Here is a 21,359-nt window from a genome sequence, read left to right as displayed (position 1 = left end):
GGCCGCCCAGGGGCTGGGGCCGTTGTTCCTGGGCGGCCTGCTGACAGGGAGTGTCAGTTGAGCGGCGGGTTGGCGTTCCTCATCAGCTCCTGGAACTGCGCGGAGAACCAGTGGCCGGACAGTGGCGCGTCCCCAAGGGCTCCGCTCATGTTGTAGTTGTTGCGTGCGTTGCCCTCATACGTTGGGTCGCACATGCGGTCGAAGCCCTTGCCCTCGGTGTTCGGGATCTCCTTGCTGGCGCCGTCGGACTCACCGGGCGGCTTGATCCACACGTAGGCGTCGATGCCCGCTTCAGGTGCGGCCTTCGGGCGCTCGCCGATCCCGGCGCCGGACTGGTTGCACCAGTTGCCGAGGTGGATGCGGCGGTCGGTCCGGCCGCCGTCGACGTACGCGTCGACCGAGGTCTGCGGGCCGGGGCCGGTGGGCCGGGCGGTGCCGCCCCAGCCGTTGCGGCTGGTGTCGATCAGCATGCCGATGCTGTCGCCGAAGCCGGCCTGGGAGAGCCGCTGGCGCATGCCGTGGGCGTAGGAGGTCTCGTCCACGTAGCGGTTCCAGTCGATCCACTTGGACAGGCGTACGGACGTGCCGCCCACCGAGTCGTTGATGGTGAAGTAGGGCTCCTTCGTGGCGCCGTAGTTGGCGGTGTTGGTGATGAAGCCGTGCACGTTCGACACCGAGCCCGAGTCCCGCGCCACCTGGGCGAGCAGATCGGCCGTCGGGCCGAGGTTGTCGTCCCAGCCGAGCCAGCCGTGGTGGCCGATGTCGATGTAGTTGTAGACGTTCGGGATGGCGCCGAGCTTGTTGAGGGCGTACGCGATGCCCTTCTGGTAGTTGCCGTTCGCCTTCATGGTGTCGCAGTTGGGGGTGAACGTCGGCCGCGGCGACACGTTGGTGATCAGGTTGGGCAGCGAGTCGATCTCGACCACCGTGACGACGCGCAGGTTCGCGTACTTGGTGTCCGCAAGGATCGCGGCGATCGGGTCGATGAACTGCGTCTTGTACTTGTCAATCTCGTCGGCCTTCAGCTCGCCGTTGGACGCGAGCGCGGAGCAGTCACGGCCGGGCAGGTTGTAGACGACGAGCTGGATCAGGCCGGCGCCCTGTGCGACGGCCTGGTCGAGGTGGGCGCGCAAGCCCATGCCGCCGTTCACGCCCTGGATCGCCGCGGTGCGGTCGAGCCAGACGCCGGTGGGCTGGTTGGCGATCCGGCTCCCGCCCGGCTCGGCCGTGGCCTTGGCGGCCCACTCGGGGTTCACGTACACCTTGGCGCCCGCGTAGGGGTTGTCCACCCGGCTGCCGGCCGGCGGATCGGTGGGCGGGTCGGTCGGGCCGGTGGTACCGGTGCACACCACGCCGTTCAGCTTGAACTGCGCGGGCTTGTCATTGGTGCCCGAGTAGGTGGCCTGGAATCCGGGATTGATCGACGCCCCCGTCGCGAGCGTGGTGTTCCAGTCGGCGTTCTTCACGGTGACGTGCTTGCCCGACTGGCTGAACGTGGCGTTCCAGCCGCCCGTCACCTTCTGGTCTCCGGCGAAGTCCCACTCCAGGGTCCATCCGTTGAGCGAGTCGCCGAGGTTGGTGAGCGACACGCTCGCGGTGAAGCCGGTGCTCCACTGGTTGACGGTGTAGTCGACCTTGCAACCGGCGGCCGCGCCCGCCTGGGTCGAGGTGAGCGCGACGGCCCCGCCGGCGAGCAGCAGCGACGCCGCGCCGGCCGCGGCCGCGCGCAGCCACGACCCGCGGGGACTCTTCGGTGGCGAGCTTTTCGGTACATGTGTCATGCGGTTCGGCAACCTTTCGGGGGTGGTGGGGCGACTGAAGAGCAGAGCCGGGCACCGGGGCCGTCCGTAGTGGGAGCCAAACGGCCTCGGTGCTCTGGTCAGGAAAGGGATCGGAGGTGCTCGCGCAGTCCCGCGCCGTATGGCGTGGGCGTGCCGTCGTACGAGCTGATCAGGGAGGGGCCGCTGGCACAGTTCCAGGTGTTCCAGGTCCAGCCGAGATACGACGCGCCGTGCCTGTCGAGCCAGGCCATGAGCGTGTCGATGTAGGCGTGGCCGCAGGTGTTCTCGCCGATCTCACCAGCGACGAACGGCACCTGCGCGGCGACCGGCGCGAGTTGCTGGTCCCAGCAGGCGACGTCCTTGCAGTAGTTGAAGTTGTAGGAGTGCCAGGCCGCGGCCACGTTCCCGGTGGGGTCGGACGGCTTGTTGGCGAGCCATTGGCTGAGGTCGTTCGAGTAGCTGGTGCCCGGGATCAAGACGACGTTGGTGGCACCGGTGCTGCGTACGGCGTCCAGCAAGTCCTGCATCCCGGCTGCCTCGTAGGTCAGGCCGGGGCACGCGTCGCCGCCGTCGCGCCAGCACTTCCAGGACTGGTTGTAGTCCATGACCTGGAGGTTGTTGGGGTACGGCTCGTTGAAGACGTCGAAGACGACGGCGGTGTCGCCCTTGAAGGTGGTCGCGACCTGTTTCCAGAACTCCGGTGAGTACTGCGCGTCGGGCATTGGCTTCTGGCACTCGGCGTTGGCCGTGGCGCAGTGGCTGTTGTAGCCGGTCCAGAGTCCATTGCTCCAGTGGAGTTCGAGGATGGGCGTGATGCCGTTCTCCAGAAGGAGTCCGACGTAGTTCTTGACCGCGTTCTGGTACGCCGCGCCCCGGTAGGCGGCGTTGACGTTCGGTAGGCCGAGCCAGCAGTCGGAGTTGAGCGGTACCCGCACCGTGTTGACACGCCACGTCTTGATGGCGGCCACGGAGGCGGCGTCCATCGGGCCGTCCCAGAAGCCGTTGTTCTGGACACAGGCGAACTCGCCGCCGGAACGGTTGACGCCACGCAGCACGACGGCCTTGCCGTTCGCGTCGACGAACGTGTTGCCGGAGACCTTGAGCTTGGGCGCGGGGCCTGTGGGCGGGTCGGTGGGTGGGTCGGTCGGGGGCGTCCCGCCGCAGGTGGTGCCGTTGACGCTGAACGTGGTCGGGTCGGTGTTGGTGCCGCTGTAGGTGAAGTTGGCGCCGACCTGGACCGTAGCCCCGGCAGCCATCGCGCCGTTCCAGCCCTCGCTGCCGACGGTGACGGTCGCGCCCGCCTGGGACCACCGGCCGTTCCAGCCGTTGGTGAGCTTCTGGTTCCCGGCGTAGGAGTACGTCAGCTCCCAGCCGTTGAGCGGCGCCGTGCCCTGGTTGGTGATGCCGATGGCGGCGGTGAAGCCCGAGCCCCAGTCGTTCTTGGTGTAGTCCACCTTGCAGGACACCGCGGCATGGGCGGCGGTGGTGCCGAGCGAGCCGAGCCCGGTGACAAGAGAACCCGCCAGGCAGAGGGTCCCGGCCAACGAAACGGCCGCAGCGGCACGGGCAGAGCCAGCACGAGGAAAGCCGACACGGCCAGAAGCGGCACGGCGAGCGGCAGCACGAGCAAAGCCAGCACAGGCAGATGCGGCACGAGCAGAGGCGGCACGGCCAGCGGCAGCACGGGCAGAGCCGGCACGAGCAGAGAACGGTCTCATGACGTCCCTCACCTTCAGTCGCGCTTGGTCGTGTTGGGGGCGCGCTTGGTCGTGGGGAGGGAGTCGAGGATCTGCGCGGCGATGGGTTCCTGGACGTTCGGGCGGGCGCCGAAGTCCGACAGCTCGACGGTCCCGGTGATCTTCTTGGCGTCGCCGGCCGGGGTGAGGCGGATGCGGTTCGGGCGGCCGGCGTCGTCGGTCCACAGGTCGAAGCCGGTCGTGGCGGGCAGCGCGCCCGCGAACGCCCGTACCGCCGGGTCGGGGATCTTCCGCAGCGCTGCGGCCCGGTGGACCGTGCCGCGCACATGCCAGGTCGCGCCCGCCTCGGCGGTCACCGACGGGCGCTCGGCGGTGCGCAGCACCATGGCGAGCCGATGCACGTCGGGGAAGTCGGCGAACGTGCTGGTACCGCGGGCCGCCCGGAGCCAGGTCCGGCCGGTCCGCTTACGGATGTTGGGCGGCACCGAGACATACTCGTTGCCTCCGATCGACAAGACCGTGGCGTGCGCGTCCTTGAGAACGCCGTCCATCCGCCCGGCCTGCCGCCGGGCGTCCCAGACACCTGCCATGTCCAGCCGGTACGCCGGACGTCCCTTCTCGGCGGGCACGGCGATCCGCGTGGTCAGCCGGAACGACGCGGAGCCTTCGAGGTTGCCGGTGCCCGCGGCGAGCAGGGTGGGCGCGTCGTGCGGGAAGCGTGTCGTGGCGGCCCGTTGTTGCGGGTCGGCCGACCCGCCGCAACTGGACGCGAGCAGCGACGCGGCCGCCACGACCACCACCGTCGGCACCGCCGACCTCGGCAAGGGCTGCATCGAACCTCCTGGTGCGTCGACAGTGCTTGGGAGCGCTCCCACTCCTGATTGCGACGTGACCGTAGAACGCGCGGGCACCGAGCGGAAAGAGATGTTCCACGGCTTTTCACAAGTCCCGTGACGGCTCTTGACAGTCTCCGCTCATGAACGGATTCTTGGGAGCGCTCCCACTACTCCCCTCCTCCGGCCGATCCCGACGGCCGGAGCACCCCGAAGGGAGTGCCAGTGTGACGATCCTCGAACCGTCCACCGATCCAGCCGTCACGATCCGCGCAAACCGGCCGATCCGCGTAAGCAAGTCGATCCGCGCAAGCCGACCGATCAAGGCAGGCCAGCCGGCCAGCCCAAGCGAGCCGATCAGCGTAAGCCCGCCGATCAGCACAGGCGAGCCGATCACCGCAGGACAGGCGGCCAGCACAACCGAGCCGATCGCCGCAAGCCCGCCGATCAGCACAAGCGAGCCGATCAGCGCAGGCCAGACGATCACCGCGGGCGAGCCACTCATCGCGGGCGACACGATCACCGAGAGCAGGCCGCCCACGCTCGCGCATGTGGCCGAGCTCGCCGGTGTCTCTCCGGCAACCGCGTCCCGCGTCCTCACCGGCTCGGCCAGGGTCAGCCACCAAGCACGCCTCCGCGTCGAGAAGGCGGTGGAACTGCTCGGCTACGTGCGGCGCCGCCAGCCCGCGCTTGGCACGGTCCCTTCAGGAGCGATCGCGGCGGTGCTCTGCGAGGACAGCGCCCGCGTGTTCGCCGACCCCTTTTTCTCCCGCCTGCTGTGGGGCGTCCGCCGGGAGCTCGACGGCCGGGCCCCGCTGGCCATCCTCATGGTCGGCAAGCCTGACGAGTGGCGGGTGACCACGGACTACCTCCGCGGCGGGAATGTGGCGGGCGTGCTGCTGATCGGCTCCCACCGCGACCACCCCGCCGCGCTGGTGCATGCGACCGCGGGCGCCCCGGTGGTCTTGGCCGGACGGCCCCTGGGCGATCCAGCCCTGCCGTACGTCGACGTCGACAACCTTGGCGGCGCGCGGGCGGCGGTCCGCCATCTGCTCGCAACCGGTCGTTCCCGCATCGCCACCATCGCGGGCCCCGCTGACATGGGCGCGGGCGCCGACCGGCTGGCCGGCTATCGGGGGGCCGCGCGGGAGGCCGGGATGGACGTGACCGGGATGGTCGGGCACGGCGACTTCGGCCCGCTCTCCGGCGAGCACGCGATGGACCGGCTGCTGGAACGGCGGCCCGACCTTGACGCGGTACTGGCCGCGTCCGACCTGATGGCCACCGGGGCCCTGCGCGCGCTGCGCCGGGCCGGTCGCCGGGTGCCCGACGACGTCGCCGTCGTGGGCTTCGACGACGCCCCGATCGCCCAGCGCACACTTCCCCGGCTGACGACGGTACGGCAGCCGGTGGAGGAGCTGGGCGCCCGGCTCGTCCGCGAGTTGCGCGCCCGCATCGCGGGACGGGCCACCGCCGATCGCGGCGTCGTGCTCAAGACCAAATTGATCATCCGAGACTCCGCCTGACCAGCCCGCCCGATAGGCCAGCCGATCAGCCTGCTCGACCAGCCAGCCGATCAGCCTGCTCGACCAGCCGCCCGACCAGTCAGCCTGACGAGACTCCGCCTGACCGGTCCGGCCCCCCGTGGGGGCCGGCCGGTCCGGCTGAGACCGCGCCAGGCACCGCGCCAGACACAGTGCGTTCGCCGACCTGCCGGCACGACCTTCCTGGTCCCTCCATGCCCCTGTTCGCCCTGTTCAGGGCACCAATGAAAGGAATCCCGGTGAGAAGACGGCATCGATGGCGCGCGTTCACGGCGGTGAGCGTGCTGTTGACCTTGCTCTGCGGCGGCCTGGCGGCCGTCGCCGCGTCCCCCGCCCAGGCGGCGGTGGCGTGCAAGGTCGTCTATGCGAAGAACGCGTGGAGCACCGGCTTCACCGCGAGCCTCGACATCACCAACCAGGGTGACGCGGTCGACGGCTGGAAGCTGACCTACTCCTACTCGGGCAACCAGACCCTCGTGAACGGCTGGAGCGGCAAGTGGTCGCAGTCCGGCCAGCAGGTGACGGTCGAGAACGAGACCTGGAACAAGACGCTCGCCTCCGGCGCCACCCTGAACGTCGGCGCGCAGTTCAACTTCAGCGGAGCCAACGACGACCCGACGGCCTTCACGTTCAACGGCGTCCGCTGCAACCAGACCTCGTCACAGCCGACCGTCGCGCTGACCAGCCCGGCCGCCGGCGCGACCTACTCGGTGGGCGGCACGGTGCCGCTCGCCGCGACGGCCGCCGCCGGATCGGGGGCGACGGTCAGCAAGGTGGAGTTCTACAACCAGGACGGCCTGCTCGCCCCCGGTGACACCACCGCCCCCTACTCCCTGTCCTGGTCGCCGACCACGGCCGGGAACCACTCGCTCTACGCCAAGGTCACCGACAGCACGGGCGCGACCGCCGAGTCCGCACCCGTCGGCATCACGGTCACGCAGGGCGCGAGCATCGTGGCGAGCCCGACCACCTTCAGCCTCGCGTCCGGCGCCAAGGTGACCTACGGCGTCACGTTGTCCGAGGCGCCCGCCGCGAACGTGACCGTGACGACGGCCCGGACCGCAGGCGTCACCAGCCTGTCGGTCACCGCCGGGGCGACGCTCACCTTTACGCCCCAGAACTGGTCCGCCGCGCAGAACGTGGAGATCACCGCGGCCGCGACCGGCAGCGGGGAGGCCACCTTCACCTCAACGGCCACCGGATACGCCGCGGGCAAGGTGACCGTCCGGCAGATCGACGGGGCGGGCGGCGTCTACGAGCAACGCTTCATCGACCAGTACAACAAGATCAAGAACCCGGCGAACGGCTACTTCAGCCCCGAGGGCATCCCGTACCACTCGGTCGAGACGTTCCTGGTGGAGGCGCCCGACCACGGCCACGAGACGACCTCCGAGGCCTACAGCTACCTCATCTGGCTGGAGGCGATGTACGGCAGGGTCAGCAAGGACTGGGCACCCTTCAACGCCTCGTGGGCGCTGATGGAGAAGTACATGATCCCCACCAAGGCCGACCAGCCCACCAACGCCTCGTACCAGGCGAGCAAGCCCGCCACCTACGCGGCCGAACATCCCCAGGTGACGTCCTATCCATCCCCCATCGACGGCAACATCCCGGTAGGCCAGGACCCCATCGCGGGTGAGCTCAAGTCCGCGTACGGCACCGACGACATCTACGGCATGCACTGGCTGCAGGACGTGGACAACGTCTACGGCTACGGCAACACCCCCGGCGGTGGATGCGAGAACGGGCCAAGCGCCGACGGCCCCTCGTACATCAACACCTACCAGCGTGGACCGCAGGAGTCGGTCTTCGAGACGATCCCGCAGCCGACGTGCGACGCGTTCAAGTACGGCGGCCCCAACGGTTACCTTGACCTGTTCATCAAGGACGCCAGCTACGCCAAGCAGTGGAAGTTCACCAACGCCCCGGACGCCGACGCGCGAGCCGTCCAGGCCGCGTACTGGGCGAACATCTGGGCCAAGGAGCAGGGCAAGACCGGCGACGTCTCCTCGACCGTCGGCAAAGCCGGCAAGATGGGCGACTACCTGCGCTACGCGTTCTTCGACAAGTACTTCAAGAAGATCGGCAACTGCTACCCCGCCGCGACGTGCCCCGGCGCGACCGGCAAGAACAGCGCGCACTATCTCCTCTCCTGGTACTACGCCTGGGGCGGCTCACTGAGCACCAGCGGCAGCTGGTCGTGGCGCATCGGCGACGGCGCCTCGCACTTCGGCTACCAGAACCCGATGGCCGCGTACGCGCTGGTGAACGATCCCGCACTCGCCCCCAAGGGCTCAACCGCAAAGGCCGACTGGCAGGCCAGCCTCACCCGCCAGCTGCAGCTCTACAAGTGGCTGCAATCCGAGGAAGGCGCCATCGCGGGTGGCGTGACCAACAGCTGGGACGGCAGCTACAACTCACCACCCGCCGGCCTGACGAAGTTCTTCGGCATGGCCTACGACTGGCAGCCCGTCTACCACGACCCGCCCAGCAACCAGTGGTTCGGGTTCCAGGTCTGGTCGATGCAGCGGGTCGCCGAGTACTACCAGGTCACAGGTGACGCGAACGCCAAGTCGATCCTCGACAAGTGGGTCTCCTGGGTGCTTCCGCAAACCACCGCCGACCCCGCCACCGGCGACTACCGGGTGCCCTCCACACTCCGCTGGAACGGCCAGCCGGACGCCGACTGGTCCGGTACGTCCGGCATGCCGCCGGCCAACACAGGCCTGCACGTCACCGTCGCCGACCACACCGACGACGTCGGGACCACAGCGGCTCTGGCCCGCACACTCACCGCCTACGCAGCACGGGCGAACCACGCCCAGGCCAAGCAGACCGCCAAGAATCTCCTCGACGCGCTCTGGAAGCACCAGGACACCAAGGGAATCTCGGTCTCAGAAACGAAGGCCGACTACAGCCGGGTCAAGGACCCCGTCTACGTCCCCGCCGGCTGGACCGGCACGATGCCCAACGGCGACCCGATCAACTCCAGCTCCACGTTCATGTCCATCCGCTCGTTCCTCAAGACCGACCCCGACTACAACCGGGTTTGGGCCTACGCCACCGGCGCCAGCACCACACCGCCCGCATTCAAGTTCCACCGCTTCTGGGCGCAGGCAGACATAGCCATGGCCATGGCCGACTACGCCCGCCTCTTCAACGAGTGAAGGGAGGGAGCATGGTCCACCGGCTATTCCTCGTGGCGATCCTCGCCGCAGCATCACTGACGATGCCGGCACCGCCGGCGGCCGCGGCGCCCGCCCGCGCCGACGTCCAGCTCTGCGAGCAATGGGGCAGCGCCACCATCCAGGGCAAGTACGTGGTGCAGAACAACCGCTGGGGAACGTCCGCCACACAGTGCATCGAGACCACCGGGTCCGGCTTCCGGATCGTCCGGGCCGACGGCTCGGTGCCGACCAATGGAGCACCGAAGTCCTATCCGTCGGTCTTCCTCGGCTGTCACTACACCAATTGTTCGCCGGGCAGCACCCTGCCCGCGCAGATCAGCACCATCGGCAGGCTGAACAGCAGCATCTCCTACACCTACACCGGCGACTCGATCTACAACGCGTCCTACGACATCTGGCTCGACCCGACACCGAAACGGGACGGCGTCAACAAGACCGAGATCATGATCTGGTTCAACCGTGTGGGGCCGATCCAGCCCATCGGCAGGCCGGTCGGCACCACCACCGTCGGCGGCCGGAGCTGGGAGATCTGGACCGGCAACAACGGCGGCAACGACGTGATCTCGTTCGTGGCCCCGGCGGCGATCAGCAGCTGGAGCTTCGATGTCATGGACTTCGTCGACCAGGCGATCAGCCACGGCCTCGCCAATCCCAGCTGGTACGTGACGAGCGTGCAGGCCGGTTTCGAGCCGTGGCAGAACGGCACCGGGCTGGCGGTGAACTCCTTCACCGCGACCACGGAGAACGGCGGTGAGGATCCACCTCCGTCCTGCAAGGTCGCCTACACAACAAGCACCTGGTCAGGCGGCTTCACGGCGAACGTGAACGTCTCCGCCACGACCCCGGTCAACGGCTGGTCGCTCAACTTCACGCTGCCCTCGACCCAAAGAATCACCAACGCGTGGAACGCCACCGTCACACCGGCCACCGGCGCCGTGACGGCCCGCGCCGTTGACCACAACGCGTCGATCCCGCCCAACGGCAGCCAGTCCTTCGGCTTCCAGGGCACCTACACGGGCACGTTCACCCGCCCGGACACCTTCACCCTCAACGGCACCCCCTGCGCAGTGTCATGACGCCGGAAAATCACCAACAGACGGGAGATACGCGGATGCGCTAGGACCTCGATGTCGCACTGGTAGACCAAGCTGAGCAGCTCCGCCGTCAACACCTCGGCGGGCAGGCCGCATCAGCACGGCGACACAGTCCGCATGCGCCGCGGCGAGGCCCAGGTCGTAGACGACAAGGGCCTCGCCGCGCCGCTCCCCCACTAACTGACCTCTTCCTTCCGCCCCACTGAACGCAGGTTTGCATCCCGAAGAAACCACCTCCCGTGACAGCGCGTCCGACTGGCTGAGGTCTGTGAAGGGACGACGCGATGGGCTTGGTCGTCAGCTTGCTCTCTGTCGGAGTCGCTTTGCTGGAGCCGGTGAGCGTCGGGGGACGAATCTCGTCACGCACGTTACGTACAAAGTGATTCGTACGGGTGACCGTCTTCGGTGAGCACCACGTACTCGGGGCCGGCGCCTCTCGCTGTGGCCCGCAGCAGTGAGAGGCCGTCGCCCGGGGTGAGATCTAGGGCAGCCAGGAGCTGGGTGCGGTGGAGGGGGAGGTCCGGTTCGTCGTCTACGTACTCCTGTTCGAGGGCGGAGAGGCGGGACTCTTCCAGGTCGCCGGGGCCCAGGCAGTCCCGCCAGAAGGGCAGCTGGATGATGATCGCCAGCGCGGCCGCCAGGGAGGGGGCCAGGAGGGTTGCTCCGCCTTCTGAGTCGGCGTAGAGGACGGGGCGCTCCTCGCCATCGCCGCAGAGGTAGTACGTGCCGCCCGCGCCGTCTCGGGCGATCGCGTCCAGGCGGTCGCCGCCGGCGAGATGGAGGGGCTCGACGGGCGTGTGCGAGGGGTCGGTGACGTCGAAATCGAAGATCGCCGCGAGCATGCCGGCGATCCAGGGGGTTTCTTCGATGGTTCTGAGGAGGGGGGCCATCGCGCGAGGGTAGCGGGCGCCCGGGACGAGCCGGGCGCCCGCTGGCTGGTTAGCGGAGGGGTCTGGGTTTGGCTCTGAGGCCGCCGCACCCTATTTCGCTTGCTATGGCTGGGCCAGGGGTTTCTAGGCGCAGGTAACGGGCGATCGTGGGGCGGAAGCGCGCTTCTTTGAGGGTGTGGTCTTTCGACCACGTGCCTTGGGTTAGGGGGCGGAACGTCTTGCCGTTGGTGCTTGCGGATATTCGGTAGGACGTGATGTTGCCGGTCGTTACAAAATCCTCTAGGACGAAATCCTTGGCGGTGTCCTGGCGCGGGAGGTAAGTCAGGACATCTATGCCCACGAAGACCTTGCCCAGGTCGATGGTGATGGACTGCGGCCCTTCTGAGGTTGTCCAGAGAGTCTGGTCGGCTTGGCCGTTCCAGCCGAAGTCGCTGTGGCCGTCGATGGCGTTGGCGGCCTCACCGGTTGTCGCGGTCGCAGTGGTGGGGGTCAGGGGGTGGCTCACCACGTCGGGTTGGCGTGGGAGGGGTGGGCGTTTCGCGGGGCGCCACTGGCGGCCTACTTCCTGCAGCGTTTGGACGACTGTGTCGTCCAGGAGGCCTTGCGGGTTGGGCGGGCAGTTGAGGATGAACGTGCAGTAGCGGGGTTCGAGCTTGGCTAGGTGGCCGTCGACGATTTGGCTGGGCGTGAGCAGGTTGGTCGGCGTTGAGGGGTGCCAGAACCAGCCTGCGGGGGCGATCGTCTGGCCTTGGGACGCGGCGTAGGTATTGCCCGGCGGGCAGAAGACGCCGCCCTTGGTCTCCTCGATGAAGAGCAGGTCCGAGTGCCACGGCACGGCGAGGCCGTTGAGGTCTAGGACCAGGCAGTTGGGCTGGAGCGAGGATATGTGCTCGCGGATCTCGTGCCAGGGGATCGTTTGGTGGTTGAACGCCCAGTGCCAGGCCCAGCCGTCGAGGATCAGCAGGGGGATGGGGCCGTAGCCCGTGAGCAGTTCGGTGAGCTGGGCCTTGACGAAGTCGATGGCTTCGCGGGTGATCGGCGGGCGGTCGTCGAAGCCCTTGGGGCCGACGCCGTTGGTGCGGTCCCAGATCGAGAAGTAGAGGCAGGGTGTGAGGCCTCGGGACCGGAAGGCGTCGACGTATTCGCGCACGATATCGCGCTGGGCCTTGTAGTCGGTCTTCTTGGTGGGCCACAGGCAGAAGCCGTCGTGGTGTTTGGCCGTGAGGACGCCGAACTTCATACCTGCTGCCTTGGCCGCGTCCGCCCACTGGCCGCAGTCGAGGTGGGTCGGGTTGAACGAACGCGGGTCCTGGTCGGGCTCGACCCACTCCGCGTCGTGGTAGGTGCCCATGTTGAAGTGCAGGAACATCCCGAAGCGCCAGTCGACAAAGCGCTTCTGGAGGCGGTAGCGGTTGCCCATGGAACGGGACGCGGACGCGGGCGTGGCTGCGAGCAGGGGTAGAGCGGCGCCCGCTCCGAGAAAGGTTCTCCGGTGGAGTGTCATCGTGCACCGCCTCGATGGTTGGCGACGGGGACGAGAGTGGGCTTGCCGATAGTGGCGTTCTCTTCGGCGATGACGGCCAGGGCCAGGGTGTTGCGGCCCCGCTCACGGAGGATGCCTGCGGGCAGTGCGAAGTCCCGCTGGGGGCCGGTGGAAAGGTACTGGCCCATGTTCCAGCCGTTCAGGAAGAGGAGGACGCGGTACTTTCCGCTGCCCTGCGGGAAGCGCAGGGTCAGGGGAACATCCTGGTCCTTCGGCAGGTCCAAGTTGAACGTGGTGCGGAGCCAGGACGAGCCCGGGGCGATGGTGGACTGCGCTGAACGCCACGTGCGGTCGGGATAACCGGGGAGGGTCCAGCCGAGGCGTTCGCCTATGAGGCCGCCGTTGTTGAGCGGACCCCGGACGGGGTCGGTGGTGCGGGCGCCTTGGATCTTCCAGGTGATGGCCGCGTCCCCGACCGAGGCGCCGACGAGGCCGCGCGGCTGCTTCTGGCGGACGTCCTCGGCGGTCCAGTCGTCGTTGTGGCCCATGTTGCCGACGAGAACGGCGAGGGTCGCGGGCTTCCCGGCTTTCAGCAGGCCGGACGGGATCGTGAAGTGGCCCGGTCCGGGGTCGGGGTTGGGCGGGGTGGACGCGTCGCCGGCGTCGGCCTGGACACCTCCGGCGGCCGAACCCAGGTAACTGCCGTTGAGCCAGACCTGGTAGACGCCCTTCCGGCCGGTGATGGCGTTGAGGTCGACGGTCTTCTCCTGGCCGTTGGACGTGAAGCGTCCCCGATACCAGACGTGCCCGTGGTGGTAGCCGTAGTCGTCGGCGTACAGGACGGGCAACGTCTTCGGCTTGATCGGGCTCACCGTGGTGGTCTTGTCCGCCACGGTCCAGCGGGAGTCGTCGAAGCCTGGCTTGGCCTCGGGAGCTCCCTCAGCGCTCCGCCAGCGGGTCAACTCAGGTAGGCGGACGGCTTTGGGGCCTGCCGCATGAGCTAGGAGCGAACCGCTCGCGGTACGCCGGGCCGTGAGCCGCTTGCCGTTGAGGGTGAGGCCCTTGGCCGGGGCGAACACCTCTACGTCACCCGCTTTGGCCAGGTCGGCGCGCAGGTGGATGGTGCTCTGGCCCTTTGCCGAGCGGACGAGGGACGTGCCGCGGACAAGCACGCCGTCGGCACGCCAGAACTTCGCCGCCTCAGCGTCAGTGCCGAGGAGCAGCAGGAGCGGCCGGCGGCCACCGTCGCTGATGAGCACGCGGGCGAGGCCCTTGTGGTCGTAGTCCAGCGTGAGGTTGCCGTTGGCGTACGAGGTCTGGACCGAGCCGGAGAGCACCTTGACCGTCGGGCGCGAGCCGTAACGGAGGACTGTGGTGCCTTGCGTCCCCTCCTTGCCGTAGAGCACGGCGACGTCCCGGCCGCCGGACTCGGTGTGAGTGAGCAGTTCGGAGGTGCTCAACGCCAGCCGCTGGCCGCCCATGTCGTAGCCCGCGAGCAGCAGCTTGGCGTCGCGGCCCTTGACGCGGACCGGCACGGTGTACGAGCCGTCGGGCGCCGCCCAGGTGAGGGTGGCGGACTCATCGGCGTCGGTGGTGCGGTCGGCGTGGCGTACGAGCACGACCTGGGTGCCTGTGTCCGGGTTGGCGCGAGCCTCGGTGTGCACGGCGGCGTTGCTGGAAGCCGGGGCGGACGCGGGGTCGGTCTTGGTCACCGGCGCCGCCGTGGTCAGGAAGAGTCCCTGCCGCTTGAACTCGTCGTATTTGGTGGTGAGCTGCCGGTTCTCGGTGATGGCGGCGCCGTAGTCGTAGGAGGTGTAGACGTCGTTCGGCTGGGGCAGCCAGCCCCACGAGGTGCCTCCGTACGCCATGTAGTAGCCGAACATGGTGGCGCCGCTGGTAACGAGGTTGGACTTGTAATAGACCTTCATGTAGTCCGGGCCTGTCAGCTCCCGGCATTTCTCGTAGCCCGCGTCGTTCAGGTCGATCGCGCCTGCCTGGTATTCGGCGGCGTAGACGGGTGCCTCCCTGCTCCTGCGTTCGGTGACACCCGTCCCCCAGGTGCCCCATGTACGCGGGTCAGGGCAGTTGAACGCCTGCGGATAGTCATCCACGCCGAGGATGTCCACGGCGCCCTGTCCCGTAGACCAGTCGGTGGTCCAGTCGGCGGCGTCGCAACATTGGTTGTGCGTGATGGGTACGTCAATCCCGGCCGCGCGCGCTCTGGCCGAGATGTCGGCCATGTAGGCGCGGTCGGTGTTGACGGCGTATTCGTTCTCGGCGTTGTAGGCGATGACCGAGCCGCCGCGCGTCACCTGGTGGCGGACGATGAACGGGTTGATGTGGTCAAGCCATTCGCGGTAGGCCGCGGTGTAGCCGGGGTCGCTGGAACGAGCGCGTCCCGGCACGTTCTTCAGCCAGGCGGGCAGACCGCCGCCCGTCGTCTCAGCGTTGATGTACGGGCCCGGGCGGGCGACGACATAGAGGCCCAGTTCCTCGGTCAACCGCAGCAGCCGGTCGACGTCCCGGACGCCGGTGAAGTCGTACACGCCTTGCTTAGGCGAGTGGTAGCCCCAGTGGAAGTAGAGCGAGACGCCGTTGAAGCCGGCGGCCTTGACCTTCTCCAGGGTGTCCCGCCACAGCTCCTGGCTGGGCAGCCGGAAGTAGTGGAACTCCCCCGACCACAACAACACCCGCTTGCCGTTGACCATGAGCGAGTACTTGTCATAAGTGACCCTGGCCGGGGAGGTCGGGGCCTTAGTGGCCGAGGTGGCCGAAGCCAGGGCCGGGGTCGCCCCAGCGGGGGCTTTGGTGGCGGCGGCAGGGGACGCGGGTGCCCAGAACGTGGCAGCCACCATGAGCGTCGCGAGCAGCAGCGCAAGCATCCTGCGGGAGCCCCCGCTTCGGGAGCCGCTTCTACGGGAGCCCTTTCTTCGGATGCTGTCTTTGCCAGCGCTGCCCTTGCCGGGGCTGCCCTTGCCAGCGCTGTCTTTGCCGGGACTGCCTTTTCTGAGGGGTGGTCGCATCGCTAGCGTCCTTCCGCAGATCGGATGGCGGTGATGGCGGAGACGGTCGCATCGCCGAGCCGAGGCACGAACTCCAGATCGAGCACGCCGTCGGTGACCTCGACCGTGACGCGCCGGTCGAGCGGGGCGTCTGCTCCCGCGACGGCGGCCACGTCCAGGCCGGCGATCATCCTGCGGCGCTCGGCGTTGACGTTGAAGATCCCGGCCCCGGCGGGGGCGGCGAACTTGAGATCGACGTGGTACGTGCCGTTCGCCACCGGCAGCCGGTAGGCGAACGTGCCCTTGCGGTGGGTGCGGTACGGGGCCGCGATGGGCGTCCGGATCCGTCCCGTAACGCCGTCGGAGGCGTTCCGGTCGGCGGCGTATCCCGGCGCCGGCCGGCCGGTGCCCGCGTCGACGTGGACCTCGGTCCTGGCTCCTCCGGCGTCCCGCCACCAGGTCACCCGGTCGGTGCGGCCGCCGCCGCTGGCGATGACGGTGTTGGCACCGGGCCGCAACCGCACGCCGGTCCAGGTCGCCACGTGGTCGTCCGGGGTCCTGCGCCCGAGCCGCTCGCCGTTGACGGTCAGCTCCACCGCCCCCGTGTTGGCGTACACCCGCACGTCGGTCGTGCCGGTGAAGCGCGGGGTGTCGCGCCGCGACGTGATGTGCACGACGGGCTTCGACGACCAGTTCGCCTGGTACCAGGAGAAGGCGTCCTTACGGATCTTCCGGTCGGCGGTGACCAGGCCCTTGTCGTTCAAGCCCGGCCGTTCGCCCTCGTCCCGGCCGTCGGAGGCGAAGTCGAACATCAGCCAGATGAACCTGCCCCAGAGATACGGCCGGGCACGCAGCTGCCGCCAGTTCTCCTCGTGGTAGGCCGCCTGCCACTGTTCGGGGTGGAACTCCCCCGGCGGGTCGGGCTTCACCGGCGGGTTCTGGTGATGCACGACGCTGGCCCCTGCTCCGTACTCGCTGACCGAGATCCGCCGGCCCGGGTCCTGCGCGTGCAGGCCGTCGGCCCACCGCCCGATGTCGGCCGGGGCACCGTCGTACCAGCCGAAGTAGCGGTTGTAGCCGATGGTGTCGGTGTGCCCGGTCAGTGGGTCGGTGTCGGAGAAGCAGCAGGAGGCGTACGTCGAGGGCCGTTCGGGCTCCACCGCCTTGATCAGCGCGGCGACCTCGCTCAGGACCCGGTTGGCCGCGGCGTTGGGGTTGTAGATCTCGTTGCCGCCGCCCCACACCACCACGGCGGGATGGTGCTGGTTCTGCCGGATCAGCTCCAGCGTCTGCCGCGCGGTCGAGGCACGGAACGCATCGGAGTCGGTGACCGCGCCGAGCAGCGGGATCTCGGTCCAGAGCGCCAGGCCTCGCCGGTCGGCCAGCTCGTAGACGCGCTGGGGGTGCTGGTAGTGCGCGAGCCGGATCGCGGTGGCGCCCAGTTCCTCGATCATGGCGACGTCCGCGTCGACGTCGGCGTCGCTGATCGCATAGCCCTTGCCCCGCCGCATCGCGTGCAGGTTGACGCCGTTCAGCGGGTACGGCCGCCCGTTGAGCAGGAAGCCGCGGGCGGGGTCGACGGCGACGGTGCGGATGCCGAGCGGGATCTCCACCCGGTCGCCGGTGCCGCCCGCCGTCACGTCGGCCCGCACCTGGTAGAGGTAGGGGTCGGCACGGCCGTCCCACAGCCGGGGCCGGTCGATGGTGGCGTGCTGGATGACAGGGAGCGTCCGGCCGGCCGGTATCTCCGCTGTCGCCGACATCGTGGCGACGGGACGTCCGGCCGCGTCCGTGACGACCGTGCGCACCTGGGCTCGCCGGGCGGTGCCGGTGTCGTTGGTGACCCGGGTGGTGACCGCCAGATCGGCGCGGGCCCGGCCGACGCCGGTCTGCCGGACGTACACGCCCGGCCCGCCGTGGTCGAGGGCGTCCACGTGCACGGGGGCCGTCACCAGCATCCGGACGCCGCGATGCAGCCCGCCGAACATGGTGAAGTCGCCCATCAGCGGCGGGACGCCGGGGTTGTTGGAATTGTCGACCCGGACTGCGACCAGCGCGGTGCGGCCGGGCACGAGGAGCTCGGTGACGTCGAACCGGAACGCCGCGTAGCCGCCCTCATGACGGCCGGCCCGGCGGCCGTCCACCCATACGTCGGTGACGAGGTTGGCTCCGTCGAACTGGAGGAACACGCGGCGCCCCGCGGCCGACGCCGGGATCGGGACGCGGGTGCGGTACCAGCCCGCGCCACGGTGGTAGTCGCCGCCGTCCTCACCATCGGTGGCGTTCCAGGTGTGCGGCAGGGTGACCCGGCCCCAGCCGGTGTCGTCGTAGCCGGGCTTCTCGGCATCGGGCACGTCGCCCAGGTGGAACCGCCAGCCACGGTCCAGGGACACCTCTTTGCGGGGGGCGGATCCACCCTGGCCAGCAGAGGCGGCGCCGGCAGAGTCGGCCAGGACCGATTCACCGCAGGGGACCAGGATCGCGGCGAGGGTGATCATCAGGGCGGAGAGAAGGACACGGGTGCGCATGAACGAGCGTGTGAGCAGGTACGGGAACGAGCACATGGACGAGCCTCCGGGGTCTCGTATGGCCCTGGGGTGGGAGGTTGGGGCGCCCCGCATCCGCCTCCACCTCTCGGCGGAGGCGGAGGCGGATTCTGAGGCGGGGCGCCCAGTCCGTTACCTGGTGAAGCAGTTCGTTACCGGATGAAGCAGCCGTTACTTGGTGAAGGAGAAGGAGCTCAGCCGTACATCGCCGCCGAACACCAGGTAGACGTCCTGGCGGCCGGTGGCCCGGCTGACTGCCGCGGTGACATCGCGGTAGGCGTACTTGTCTCCCGTGGACGGCACCGAAACAGTGCCGACAAGACGCCCCTTCGGGCTCCCCAGACGGATCTGGATCGTCGCAGTGCCCTCACCCGCCTTGGCCACACGGGCCTTGACGCCGGTCAAGCCGGACCCGAGGTCGGTTCCCGCGAACTTGATCCACGCACCCGCGGCGCCGCCGACAGCCGTTCCGCTCGCCTTGGACTCGTCGACCAGCTTCACGCGGGAATAGTCGTCGAAGTTCGCCGCGAGGGTGGTCTTGCTCAGGTCGCGGGCCGGGACACGCTCCCCGTTCACCCGGATCGACGCGCGCTGCCGGATGTCGCCCGCCGAAGCGCCGACCATCAGGTCATACGTGGACGATTCGACGATCTCCTTGCCGCGCGTCACGTCCCAGTGCGCCAGGTCGGCCTTGGCGAAGGTCAGCCGCACTGTCGTGGTCTTGCCCGCGGCGAGGTGCACCTTCTGGAACGCGCGCAGCTGCTTGAGCGGCTGCTTGACGCGCGAGGTCCGCTGGTGCGTGTAGAGCTGGACGACGTCCGAGCCCGCGACCTTGCCGGTGTTGGTGACGGGCACGCTCACGGTCACGTTCGCGCCCGACCCGGAGACCTGCGGGCGCCCGTACCGGAACGTGCTGTACGACAGGCCGTGCCCGAACGGGTAGAGCGGCTTGCCGCGGTAGTAGAGGTACGTCCGGTTGGACTTGATGATGTCGTAGTCGAAGATGCTCGGCAGTTCGCGGTCGGACCGGTACCAGGTCTGGGTGAGGTGACCGGACGGGCTGACGTCGCCATAGAGCACGTCGGCGAGGGCGTTGCCGGTCTCGGCTCCTGCGTGCGAGGTCCACACGATGGCCGGGACGTGCTCCTGCTCCCAGTTGATCGCGGCCGGGTAGCTGTTCTCCAGGACCAGGGTGGTCTTGGAGTTGGCCTGGAGCGCGGCCTGGATCAGCGCCCGCTGCCCGGCGGGCAGCTCGGTGGAGGGCCGGTCGTAGTTCTCACGGCCGTTGATCGTCGGGTTGCTGCCCGCCAGGAAGACGACCTGGTCGGCTCCCTTGGCCGCCTTGGCCACCGCCTCGGCGCCCTTGACCAGCGTCTCCTGGGCGAAGACGGCGGCGGCGTCCTTGGTGCCGAGCTTCAGCTTGCCGTCCTCGCCGATGGCGACGTAGTTGCCCGAGCTGAACCACGACTCGTGGGTCTCGTAGCCCGCGTACCGCAGCTTGACGTTGCCGTCGGACTGCTTCTCCACCGAGAACTGCTGCTGGACGAACCAGCCGTTCGGCTCGACCTGGTCGTTGACGAAGCTCGACCAGTTCCAGCCGACGTACTTGCCGTTGGCCGCGCTGCGCAGGGTGACGATCCCGTCGCCCCAGTCGGTGACGTCGAACTGCGAGGTGGCGGCAGGCGCGGCGTCGCTCAGCGAGAGCGCGGCACCGGAGGCGTCGGAACCGCCGGTGACGTACTTTCCGCTCTTGACGTCCTTGAGCGCGATCCGGTCGTCACCGCGCACGCCGGTGACCGTGGCGCCGGGGCCGAGCTTGGCCTTGATGCCGTCCACCGGCGTGACCTTGTACGGCATCTGGCCGGAGTACCAGTCGGTGTAGACGACGTCGGCGAGGGGCCCGACGACCGCGACCTTCTTCGCCGCCCCCTTTGCCAAGGGCAGCGCCTTGCCGGAGTTCTTCAGCAGCACCATCGCGTCGGCGGCGGTGCGGCGGTTGAGCTGCTTGCTCGCGGCGGTGTTGAGCACCGAGGTGTCGATCTTCCCGTACGGGCCGCCGTCCGGGTCGAACTCGCCGAGCCGTACCCGGATCGACAGGGCGCGCTTGACCGCCGCGTCGATGTCGGCGACCTTGACCAGCCCCTTGGCCAGCGCGTCCTTGATCGCCGTGACCGTGATCGAAGCGTCCCGGTTGTTGGCGGTGAAGCTGTCGTTGCCGGCTTTGAGGATCGCCGCGTCGCCCTGGGTGAAGTCGGGGTAGTAGTTGGTGTTCCACCGCGGGTCGGTGCCCGGAGCCGCCAGGCTGTCGGGCAGCCCGGCGTCGGTGACGTTGAACAGGTCCTTCTTCGTCCAGGACCGCACGAGCCCGGCGAGGTCGGGGTTGACCGCGTTGGGCCGGCCGTTGACGAGGTTGTACGCCGACATCACGCCGGTCGCGCCGTCGGCGGCGAGGATCGGCTTGAACGCCTGGCGGTCGTACTCGTTCAGCACCCGCTCGCGCAGCTGCACGTCCGTGGTGGAGCGAAGGGTCTCGTTGTTGTTGGCGAGGTAGTGCTTGAGCGTGGGCGCGGTGAGCAGGTACTTGGGGTTGTCTCCCTGCATGCCCTTGCCGTACGCGTTGGCGATCGCGGCGGTGAGCGCGGTGTCCTCGGAGTAACCCTCCTCGTTGCGGCCCCACCGGGGGTCGCGCAGCAGGTTGGTCACCGGGGCCCACAGGTTGAGGCCCCAGTACATCCGCTCGTCGTTGGTGGAGTGGTAGCCGCGGGCCTCGACGCCCGTCGTCTTGCCGACCTGCTTGATCAGGTTCGGGTCCCAGGTGCTGGCGAGCCCGACGGCCTGCGGGAAGACCGTGCCCTTGTCTGCGTCGATCTTCTGGTCGCCCCAGCTGGTCCACGCGAGACCGTGCACCGCCTCGGTGCCGGTCTTGAACGCCTTGATGCCCAGCCGCGGGATGGCCGGCTGGTACTGGTGGAGCAGTGAGATCTTCTCGTCGAGCGTCAGCCGCCCGAGCAGGTCGGCGACCCGCGTGTCGAGCGAGAGCGCCGGGTTCTGGAAGGGCAGGCTGTCCCGCGCGGTGGCGGGGGTGGCAAGGCCGACCGAGGCCGCCAGGGCCACGGACAGCAAGGGAATCAGCGGCCGGCGGAACCGGCCGGGTGAACGGGTGGATGCCACAACGATTCTCCTCATCGTCGAAGCTGTGCACTTACGGACGCACTAACGGATTGGCCCCCGCCCCCGATGTGTTGGTCTTTCGTATTCAGTTGAATTCAGTTGTTCCGGGCGCCTCGAGTGCACATCGCAC

At 68.8% G+C, this 21,359-nt stretch carries 11 protein-coding genes; 3 read left to right on the top strand and 8 right to left on the bottom strand.

The window, feature by feature from the left end; genetic code table 11:
* Positions 1-53: 53 nt before the first annotated feature.
* From ACH34W_RS00315 to ACH34W_RS00305, 3 genes are all read right to left on the bottom strand, one after another.
* On the bottom strand, positions 54-1,781 hold the full coding sequence (locus ACH34W_RS00315) for a glycoside hydrolase family 6 protein (protein ID WP_395958584.1): 1,728 nt from the start codon (positions 1,779-1,781) through the stop codon (positions 54-56).
* 98 nt (positions 1,782-1,879) lie between these two features.
* Positions 1,880-3,325, bottom strand: a complete 1,446-nt coding sequence (locus ACH34W_RS00310; protein ID WP_395958583.1) for a cellulase family glycosylhydrolase — start codon at positions 3,323-3,325, stop codon at positions 1,880-1,882.
* A 188-nt stretch (positions 3,326-3,513) separates the two neighbouring features.
* Positions 3,514-4,311: a hypothetical protein gene (locus ACH34W_RS00305; protein ID WP_395958582.1), complete on the bottom strand. Its 798-nt coding sequence runs from the start codon at positions 4,309-4,311 to the stop codon at positions 3,514-3,516.
* Positions 4,312-4,538: 227 nt separating this feature from the next.
* Here ACH34W_RS00305 and ACH34W_RS00300 point away from each other — a divergent pair, with 227 nt between their 5' ends.
* From ACH34W_RS00300 to ACH34W_RS00290, 3 genes are all read left to right on the top strand, one after another.
* The gene (locus ACH34W_RS00300) at positions 4,539-5,837 is read left to right on the top strand and encodes a substrate-binding domain-containing protein (RefSeq protein WP_395958581.1); all 1,299 of its coding nucleotides are present in this window, start codon (positions 4,539-4,541) and stop codon (positions 5,835-5,837) included.
* Positions 5,838-6,094: 257 nt separating this feature from the next.
* Entirely contained in the window at positions 6,095-9,022 is a 2,928-nt protein-coding gene (locus tag ACH34W_RS00295; RefSeq protein ID WP_395958580.1) for a glycoside hydrolase family 48 protein, read from the top strand.
* Positions 9,023-9,033: 11 nt separating this feature from the next.
* On the top strand, positions 9,034-10,119 hold the full coding sequence (locus ACH34W_RS00290; RefSeq protein ID WP_395958579.1) for a cellulose binding domain-containing protein: 1,086 nt from the start codon (positions 9,034-9,036) through the stop codon (positions 10,117-10,119).
* Between the two features lie 386 nt (positions 10,120-10,505).
* Here ACH34W_RS00290 and ACH34W_RS00285 read toward each other — a convergent pair whose 3' ends face one another.
* From ACH34W_RS00285 to ACH34W_RS00265, 5 genes are all read right to left on the bottom strand, one after another.
* Entirely contained in the window at positions 10,506-11,027 is a 522-nt protein-coding gene (locus ACH34W_RS00285; protein ID WP_395958578.1) for a hypothetical protein, read from the bottom strand.
* 49 nt (positions 11,028-11,076) lie between these two features.
* Positions 11,077-12,531, bottom strand: a complete 1,455-nt coding sequence (locus ACH34W_RS00280; RefSeq protein ID WP_395958577.1) for an alpha-L-fucosidase — start codon at positions 12,529-12,531, stop codon at positions 11,077-11,079.
* On the bottom strand, positions 12,528-15,392 hold the full coding sequence (locus tag ACH34W_RS00275; RefSeq protein WP_395958576.1) for a beta-galactosidase: 2,865 nt from the start codon (positions 15,390-15,392) through the stop codon (positions 12,528-12,530). Before ACH34W_RS00275 ends, ACH34W_RS00280 begins: the two co-directional genes overlap by 4 nt.
* 143 nt (positions 15,393-15,535) lie before the next feature.
* Positions 15,536-18,076, bottom strand: a complete 2,541-nt coding sequence (locus tag ACH34W_RS00270; RefSeq protein ID WP_395958575.1) for a glycoside hydrolase family 2 TIM barrel-domain containing protein — start codon at positions 18,074-18,076, stop codon at positions 15,536-15,538.
* Between the two features lie 153 nt (positions 18,077-18,229).
* Positions 18,230-21,229: a glycoside hydrolase family 3 C-terminal domain-containing protein gene (locus ACH34W_RS00265; protein ID WP_395958574.1), complete on the bottom strand. Its 3,000-nt coding sequence runs from the start codon at positions 21,227-21,229 to the stop codon at positions 18,230-18,232.
* Positions 21,230-21,359: the final 130 nt, after the last annotated feature.

The sequence above is a fragment of the Actinomadura sp. 6N118 genome (genome assembly GCF_044326415.1).
Taxonomy (GTDB): domain Bacteria; phylum Actinomycetota; class Actinomycetes; order Streptosporangiales; family Streptosporangiaceae; genus Spirillospora.
This window is presented reverse-complemented; position numbering and strand designations above follow the sequence as displayed.